We start from the raw sequence: 8,451 nt of genomic DNA on the forward strand, positions 1-8,451 counted from the left end.
CCCGCACCGCCCGCCCGCCCCGCCGGCCCGGAACAGGACGCCGACGCGGCCCGCGCCCGCGAGGCCCTCGCCTACTGGCGCGACCGCCTCGACGGCGCGCCCGGCCTGGAACTCCCCCTGGAACGCCCACGCCCCGAACGCCCCTCACCGGACGGCGCCTTCCACACCCAGCTCATCACCGGCGCCGGCCCCCTGGTCGACGCCCTCGCCCGCACCCGGCGCTGCACCCCGTTCATGGTGCTCCTCGCCGCCTACCAGGCGACCCTGTACCGCTGCACCGGGCAGCGCGACTTCTGCGTCGGCGTGCCCACCGCGGGCCGCAACGGCCCCGACGAGGAACGGGCCATCGGCTACTTCTCGCGCACCCTGGTCCTGCGCTCCGACCTGACCGGCGCCCCCACCTTCGCCGATCTCCTGCGCCGCGCCCGCACCACCGTGCTGGGGGCCTTCGCCCACGACCGCGTCCCCTTCGAGGAACTGGCCGAGTCCCTGAAGCTGGACCGCGACCCGGGACGCACCCCGCTCTTCCAGACGATGCTGACCGTGCACACCCAGGACGCCGGGCTGCTGCGCGACGCCTCGTTCGCCGGTCTCGGCTGCACCGAACTGGACCCCGCCATGCGGGCGTGCAAGTTCGACCTCACCCTGGACGTGCGCCGGGACGGCGAGGACGTCGTCGCGGTCTTCGGCTACCGCACCGACCTCCTGGACGCCGAGTGGGCCGCCAGGCTGGGCCGCCGCTTCGAGACGCTGCTGCGCGCCGCGACCGCAGAGCCGGACACGCCCGTCCACCTGCTGCCCCTGCTGGACGCGGCCGAAGTCACCGCCCTGGAGGCGGCCGGACGCGGCCCCGGGCTGCCCGAGGGCCCGCCCACCGTGCCCGACGCCCTGGCCCGGACCGTGCGCGAGCGGCCCGGCGCCGAGGCCCTGCGCGGGCGCGACACCTCGCTCACGTACGCCGCCCTGTGGCAGGAGGCGGGCCGGCTCGCCGCGCGGCTGGCGGGGGAGGGGGTGCGGCCCGGTGACACCGTCGGCGTGCTCCTGCCCCGGGGCCCGCGCGCCGTCGTGGCGATGCTCGCCGCCTGGCGGGCCGGGGCCGCCTATCTGCCGCTGGACCCCGAGTACCCGGCCGCCCGGATCGCGTACATGGTCGCGGACAGCGGCGCGGGCATCGTCGTGACCTCCCGCGACGAGGGGACGGCCACGGTGCCCGAGGGCGTACGGAGCCTGTACGCGGAGGACACCGGGGCCCCCGCACCGGCCGAGGAGCCTCTGCCCGGGCCGCTGCCCGAGGACCCCGCCTACCTCGTCTACACCTCCGGTTCGACCGGCACCCCCAAGGGCGTCCTCGTGCCGCACCGGGCGCTCGCCGAACGGGTGCGCTGGATGCGCGAGGGATACGGCATCACCGCCGGCGACCGGGTCCTGCACTGCGCCTCACTGAGCTTCGACACCTGCGCCGAGGAACTGTTCCCCGCCCTGGCGGCCGGGGCCACCCTCGTCGTCGCCGACCCCGGCGCCACGCTGCCCGACCAGCTGGCCGAGGACTTCACCGCCGATGTCACGGTCATGGACCTGCCCACCCCGTACTGGCACCACCTGGTCGGCGACCTGGACCTCGTCGCCTGGCCCGAGGGGCTGCGGCTGCTGATCCTGGGGGCCGACCAGGTGCAGTCCGCCGCCGTGGCCGCCTGGCGCGAGCGCTTCGGCGACCGGGTGCGGCTCGTCAACTCCTACGGGCCCACCGAGACCACCGTCATCGCCACCACCGCCGACCTCGGCGAGCCCGACACCCGCCTCCGCCCGCCCATCGGCGCCCCCATCGGCGGCGTCACCACCACCGTGTGCGACGAGCACGGCGGCCCGGTCCCGCCCGGCACCCCCGGCGAACTGCTCATCGGCGGCACGGGAATCACCTACGGCTACACCGGCCGGCCCGGCGCCACCGCACGCGCCTTCGTGCCCGACGCCTACGGCCCGCCCGGCTCCCGCCGCTACCGCACCGGCGACCTCGCGCGCCGCCGGGCCGACGGGGCGCTGGAATTCCTCGGCCGGCTGGACGGCCAGGTCAAGGTGCGCGGCTACCGGGTGGAGCCCGGCGAGGTCGAGAACGCGCTGCTCGCCCAGCCCGGCGTCGCCGAGGCGGTGGTCGTCGCCCGGCGCGACACCCTCGTCGGCTACGTGGTCCCCGCCACCGCACCCGGCCGCCCCGGCACGGAGACCGGGCCCGCGGACCTCGACCCGGCCGGCCTGCGCGGCGCCGTGGGAGCGCTCCTACCCGCCCCTCTCGTACCCGCGTCGATCCTCGTCCTCGACCGGCTGCCGCTCACCCCGAACGGCAAGCTCGACCGCGCGGCCCTGCCCGCCCCCGACCACCGCCCCGAACTCCGCGCGAGCTACCTGGCCCCGCGCACCGAGGCGGAGGAACTCGTCGCCGACATCTGGCGCGAGGTCCTGGACATCGACCGGGTCGGCGCCCTGGACGACTTCTTCGACCTGGGCGGCCACTCCCTCCTCGCCACCCGGGTCATCGCCCGCGTCCGCGCCGCCGCCGACCTCACCGTCCCCCTGCGCACCCTCTTCACCCACCGCACGGTCGCGGCCTTCGCCGAGGCCGTGGAAGCCGCCCTGCTGGCCGAGATCGACGCCCTGTCGGAGGAGGAGGCAGCCGCCCTCCTCGCCGCGGACGGCGACGCCCTGGAAGGAACCCGTACGGCGTCATGAGCGAGACCACCACCCCGCACGCAGGACTCTCCGACGCCAAGCGCGCCCTGCTCAGCCGCCGGCTGCGGACCGGCCGCGCCACCGCGTCCCGGCCCGCCGTCCCCCGCCGCCCGGACGGGGCCGTGCCGCCGCTCTCCTTCGCGCAGGAACGCCTCTGGTTCATGGAGCAGTTCGCGCCCGGCACCGCCGCGTACAACATCCCCGTCGCCCGCAGACTGCGCGGCGAACTGGACCGCGAGGCACTGGCACACGCCCTGGACGCCGTCGTCGCCCGGCACGAGACGCTCCGCTCCCGCTACCCGGCCACCGACGACGGCCGCCCGGTCCTGGAGATCGCCGAACCGGCGCCCGTACCGCTGCCGCTCGCCGAGGCGGCGGACGAGGAACACGCGGCCCGGCTGGTGGACGACGCCGGGGCGGTCCCCTTCGACCTCGCGGCCGGACCCCTGCTGCGCGCCCTGCTCGTCCGCCTCGGCGACCGCGACCACATCCTGCTGCTCGTCGTCCACCACAGCGTCAGCGACGGCTGGTCCAGCGAGATCCTGGTCTCCGAGATCCTGCGCTGCTACGCCGCCCACCGCGCCGGGGACGACCACCCCCTCGGGGAACTCCCCGTACGGTACGGCGACTTCGCGCAGTGGCAGCGCGACCGGCTGACCGGCGACGCCCTCGCCGCCGAGGTCGCCTACTGGGCCGGGGAACTCGCCGGAGTCGAACCCCTCGTCCTGCCCACCGCCCGGCCCCGCCCGGCGCGGCAGACCTTCGACGGCGCCGGCTACGGCTTCCAGGTGGACCGCGACCTGCTCGACCGGCTCGCCGCCCTGGGCAAGACCCACGGCGCCACCCTCCACATGGTGCTGCTCGCGGCCTTCCAGGAACTCCTCGCCCGGTTCAGCGGACAGCGCGACTTCGCCGTGGGATCACCCGTCGCCGGCCGCCCCGAATCGGAACTCGAAGACCTGGTCGGCATGTTCGTCAACGTGCTGCCGCTGCGGGCCCGGCTCGACGGCGACCCCACCTTCGCCGCCCTGCTGGAACGGACCCGCGAGACCTGCCTGGAGGCGTACGCCCACCAGGAGCTGCCCTTCGCCCAGCTGGTCACCGAACTCAACGTGCCGCGCGACGTCTCCCGCTCGCCGGTGTTCCAGGCGGTCCTGGCCGTACAGAACTACGCCACCGGGCGCCAGACCTCCGCCGGTCCGGGACTGGACGTCGAGAACTACGGGCTGCGCGCCTCCGGCACCCGGTTCGACGTCGAGCTGTTCCTGATGGAGTGGCCGGACGGGCTGCGCGGCGCCTTCAACTACAACACCGACCTCTTCGACGAGGCCGACATCGCCCGGCTCGCCGCCCACCTCGACCGGCTGCTGCGCGCGGTGGCCGACCGCCCCGACGCGCCGCTGTCCACGCTCGACCTGCTCTCCGACGACGAACGCGGCCTGGAGACCGAGAAGTTCAACCGCACCGAGCGGCCGGTACCCGACGGGGCCACCCTGGTCTCCCTGATCGCCGAGCAGATCGCGCGCACCCCCGACGCCCTCGCGGTCACCGCCGACGACCGCAGCCTCACCTACGCCGAACTCGACGCCGCCGCCGACCGGATCGCCGCCCGGCTGCGCGCGGCGGGCACCGGGCCCGGCGACGTCGTCGCCGTCGGCGCGCACCGCTCACCGGAACTCGTCGCCGCACTCCTCGCCGTCCAGCGCACCGGAGCCTGCTACAGCCCGCTGGACACCGAATACCCCGCCGACCGGCTCGCGTTCATGCTCGACGACAGCGGCGCCCGGGTGCTCCTCACCCAGCGCGACATCCCGGTCCCCGAGGGCTGCCGGGCCACCGTGCTCCACCTCGACGACACCGACCCGCTCGACGGGAGCGCTCCCATCCCCGCCCCGGACACACCCGAACCGGCGCCCGACGACCCCGCCTACCTCATCTACACCTCCGGCTCCACCGGCCGCCCCAAGGGCGTCCCCAACACCCACCGCGCCGTCGTCAACCGCCTCCTGTGGATGCAGCGGAGCTACCCCATCGGCCCCGACGACTCCGTCCTGCAGAAGACCCCGGCCGGATTCGACGTCTCCGTCTGGGAGTTCTTCTGGCCGCTGATGACCGGCGCCCGCCTCGTCCTGGCCCGGCCGGGCGGCCAGAAGGACGCCGCGTACCTGCACGGACTCATCCGCTCCGCGCCCGTCACCGTCGCCCACTTCGTCCCCTCGATGCTGCCCCTCTTCCTCGCCGAGGAGGGCGCGGGGCGCTGCACCGCGCTGCGCCGCGTCGTGTGCAGCGGCGAGGCGCTGCCCCCCGACACCGCGCGCGCCTTCCGCGAGGTGCTGCCCGGCTGCGCCCTGGCCAACCTCTACGGACCGACCGAGGCGGCGATCGACGTCTCCGCCTGGGAGTGCGAGGACCGGCCCGACACCGTCCCGATCGGCTTCCCCGTCGACAACGTCCGCCTGTACGTCCTGGACCGGGCGCTGCGACCGGTGCCCCCGGGGGCACCCGGCGAGATCCACATCGCCGGGACCGCGGTCGCCCTCGGCTACCACCGCAGGCCCGGGCTCACCGCCCGCCAGTTCGTCCCCGACCCGTACGGCCCGCCGGGCTCCCGGCTCTACCGCACCGGCGACCTCGGCCGGCGCCGCCCCGACGGAGCGCTGGAACACCTCGGCCGCATCGACCAGCAGGTCAAGCTGCGCGGCCTGCGCATCGAGCCCGGCGAGATCGAGGCGGCCCTGCGCGCTCTGCCGCCGATCGCCGAGGCGGCCGTCGTCGTACGCGAGGACACACCGGGGGACAAGCGGCTCGCCGCCTACGTCGTCACCGAGGACGGCCGGCCCGCCCCCGACCCGCAGGACCTGCGCACCGCCCTCAAGCGGGTGCTGCCGGACTACATGGTGCCGGTCTCCTGCACCGCGCTGCCCGCCCTGCCGCTCACCCCCAACGGCAAACTCGACCGCCGCGCGCTGCCCACCCCGCAGATCCACCGGACGAGCGGCGCGGCCTGCGCACCGGCGACCCCGGCGGAGCGGGTGCTTGCCGGCATCTGGTCCGAGGTGCTCGGCCTGGACGAGGTCGGCGCCGACGAGGACTTCTTCGACCTCGGCGGCCACTCGCTCCTCGCCACCCAGGTCGTCGCCCGCGCCCGCGTCCTCCTCCCCGAGGCGGGCGCCCGGCCGGTCAGCGTCATGGACCTGTTCACCTGCCGCACGGTCAGGGACCTGGCCGCGCTCGCCGACCTCCCCGAGGACGCCCGGGGCCCGCGCCGGCTGCTGCACCGCCTCACCCCGCAGGCACCCGCCGGCCGGCTGCGCGCCACCCTGGTGTGCGTCCCGTACGGCGGCGGTAGCGCGGTCGTGTACCAGCCCGTCGCCGACCTCCTGCCCGAGGGCTACGAACTGTGGTCCGTGGCCATACCCGGCCACGACGTCGGGGTCACGGAGGAGCACCTGCCCTTCGGGGAACTCGCGGAGAAGCTGGCCGCCGAGATCCGCGAACGCGTCCAGGGCCCCCTGATCGTGTACGGGCACTGCGGCGTCGGCACCGCCCTCGCCGTGGCGACCGCGCGCCTCCTGGAGGCGTCGGGCCGCGAACTGGAGGCGGTGTACGCGGGCGCGCAGTTCCCCTTCGCCAAGCCGCGCGGCCGGGTACTGGGCGCCCTGTCCAGGGTGGCGTCCCTGGAGGCGCTGCTCGGCAACCGCGTCTACGTCAACTGGCTCACCGGGATGGGGGTGGACACCTCCCAGCTCGATCGGGAGCAGACCGCGTTCATCGTGGGCAACATGCGCCGCGACAGCCAGGCGGCCGAGGAGTACTTCACCGGCGCGATCGCCGATGTGGAGGCCGGGGCGCCGCGCCTGCGGGCCCCGCTCGTGTCGCTCGTCGGCGACCGCGACCCGGCCGCCGACTTCTACCAGGAGCGCTACCGGGAGTGGCTGCTGCTCGCGGAGCGCTCCGCCGTCGCCGTCATCGACCAGGGCGGCCACTTCTTCGTCAAGTACCGGGCCGCCGAGGTCGCCGAAGCGGTGACGACGGTGCACCGGGCGCTCGGCCGGGGCGACACCGCGACCCTGCCCGCCCGTTCCCCGGACGCGGCGTGGTGGTTCCACGCGGAGACCGGACCGCCGGAGCCCGCGGACCCTCCGCGCGAGGCGCGGGAAGCGCCCCGGGCGACGGACCGGCCCGGCGGCGAACCCGGCGACGGCGAGGGCGGCGGTGGCACGGGCAGCGCGAAGGCCGCCCCCGCGCCCGGCGCCGCGCGCTTCGTCGCCGTGGTGCTCGGGCAGCTCGGCTCGATCGTGGGGTCCGCGCTCACCGAATTCGCGCTGCCCATCTGGATTCTCCTGGAGACCGGCTCCCTCACCCGGTTCGCGCTGTACTCGGTGGTGGCGATGCTGCCCGGCATCCTCGTCGGACCGCTGGCCGGCGCGGTCGTGGACCGGTTCGACCGGCGCCGGGTGATGCTCGCCGGCGACCTCGCGGCGGGACTCAGCCAGGTCGCCATGCTCTGCCTGCTGCTCGCCGGCGCACTGGACACCTGGTATCTCTACCTCCTGCTCGGCGGCCTCTCCGTGGCGCTCACCTTCCAGCGCCTCGCCTACAACTCCGCCATCCCGCAGCTGGTCCCCAAGCGCTATCTCGGGCACGCCAACGGAGTCGTCCAACTCGCCTTCGGCGCCGCCCAGTTCGTGGTGCCGCTGGTCGCGGTGGCGCTGCTGGCGGGCATCGGGATGCGCGGCATCCTGATCCTCGACATCGCGAGCTACGTCGTCGCCGTCGCCGTCCTGGTGTGCGTCAAGTTCCCGCGTACGCTGCCCTGGACCCGCCGGGAGCCGGTCGTCGAGGAGATCAAGCAGGGCTTCGCCTACACCTGGCGCCACCGCGGCTTCCGCTCGATGCTCCTCTGGTTCGCCGCGCTCAACCTCTTCCTGTCCCCGCTCTTCCTGCTGGTGACCCCCCTCGTGCTGTCCTTCGACACCCTGGACGGGGCGGCGGCGGTGGCCACGGCCGGCGGCGCCGGCGCCGTCGCGGGCGGCATCGTCATGGGGGTGTGGGGCGGGCCCCGTAGACACCGGGTGCGCGGCATGCTGGCGCTCGCCGGGGTGTTCGCGCTGGCCGGTGCGGTGACCGGGCTGCGCGCCGACCTCTGGGTCGTCGGAGCCGGTGCCTTCGGGATGTCCTGCTGCATCGCCCTGGTGAACGGCGTCTACTCGACCATCGTCCAGGTCAAGGTCCCGCAGCGCTTCCACGGCCGCGTCTTCGCCCTCAACACCATGGTGGCCTGGTCCACCCTTCCCCTGGGCCACGGGCTCGTCGCCCCCCTCGGCGCCCGGCTGTTCGACCCTCTGATGGCCGCGGACGGGCCACTCGCCGGCACCGTCGGACGCGTGCTCGGCACCGGGCCCGGGCGCGGCATCGGGCTGATGTACCTGCTGTGCTGCGTGGCCATGCTGGCGCTCGTGGCCCTGGCCCTGCGGCTGCCCGCGCTCGCCCGCTTCGACCTCGACGTGCCCGACGCCGAACCGGACGACCTCATCGGCCTGCGCGAACGCGCCGCCGCCCTCGCCGCCTCCGCACCCCGCACCGAGGCCGCCCCGGTGGGAGCCGACCGGTGAGCCCCGCCGCGCCCCCGCGCTCCCTCGTCGAACTGCTGGCACACCGCGCCGCGCTCCACCCCGACCGGGTCGCCCTCCGCAACGGGCCGCACCGCCTGGACTTCGGGACCTG

Annotated in this window: 2 protein-coding genes; both read left to right on the forward strand. The window is 75.4% G+C overall.

The features are described 5' to 3' along the window. Nucleotides 1-2,724 (forward strand): amino acid adenylation domain-containing protein (locus MHW47_RS28340; protein WP_239226606.1); only part of this gene is annotated, 2,724 nt, incomplete at its 5' end. Then, nucleotides 2,721-8,339 carry a non-ribosomal peptide synthetase/MFS transporter gene (locus tag MHW47_RS28345; protein ID WP_239226607.1) on the forward strand — a complete coding sequence of 1,873 codons (5,619 nt, stop codon included), beginning with the start codon at nucleotides 2,721-2,723 and terminating at the stop codon, nucleotides 8,337-8,339. The genes MHW47_RS28340 and MHW47_RS28345, both read left to right, overlap by 4 nt. Nucleotides 8,340-8,451 lie beyond the last annotated feature (112 nt).

It is taken from the genome of Streptomyces sp. OfavH-34-F (genome assembly GCF_022347745.1).
Taxonomy (GTDB): domain Bacteria; phylum Actinomycetota; class Actinomycetes; order Streptomycetales; family Streptomycetaceae; genus Streptomyces.

Excerpts from the sequence above, each read along its gene's own strand:
- MHW47_RS28345 (WP_239226607.1), top strand. The coding sequence starts at position 2,721 with ATGAGCGAGACCACCACCCCGCACGCAGGACTCTCCGACGCCAAGCGC.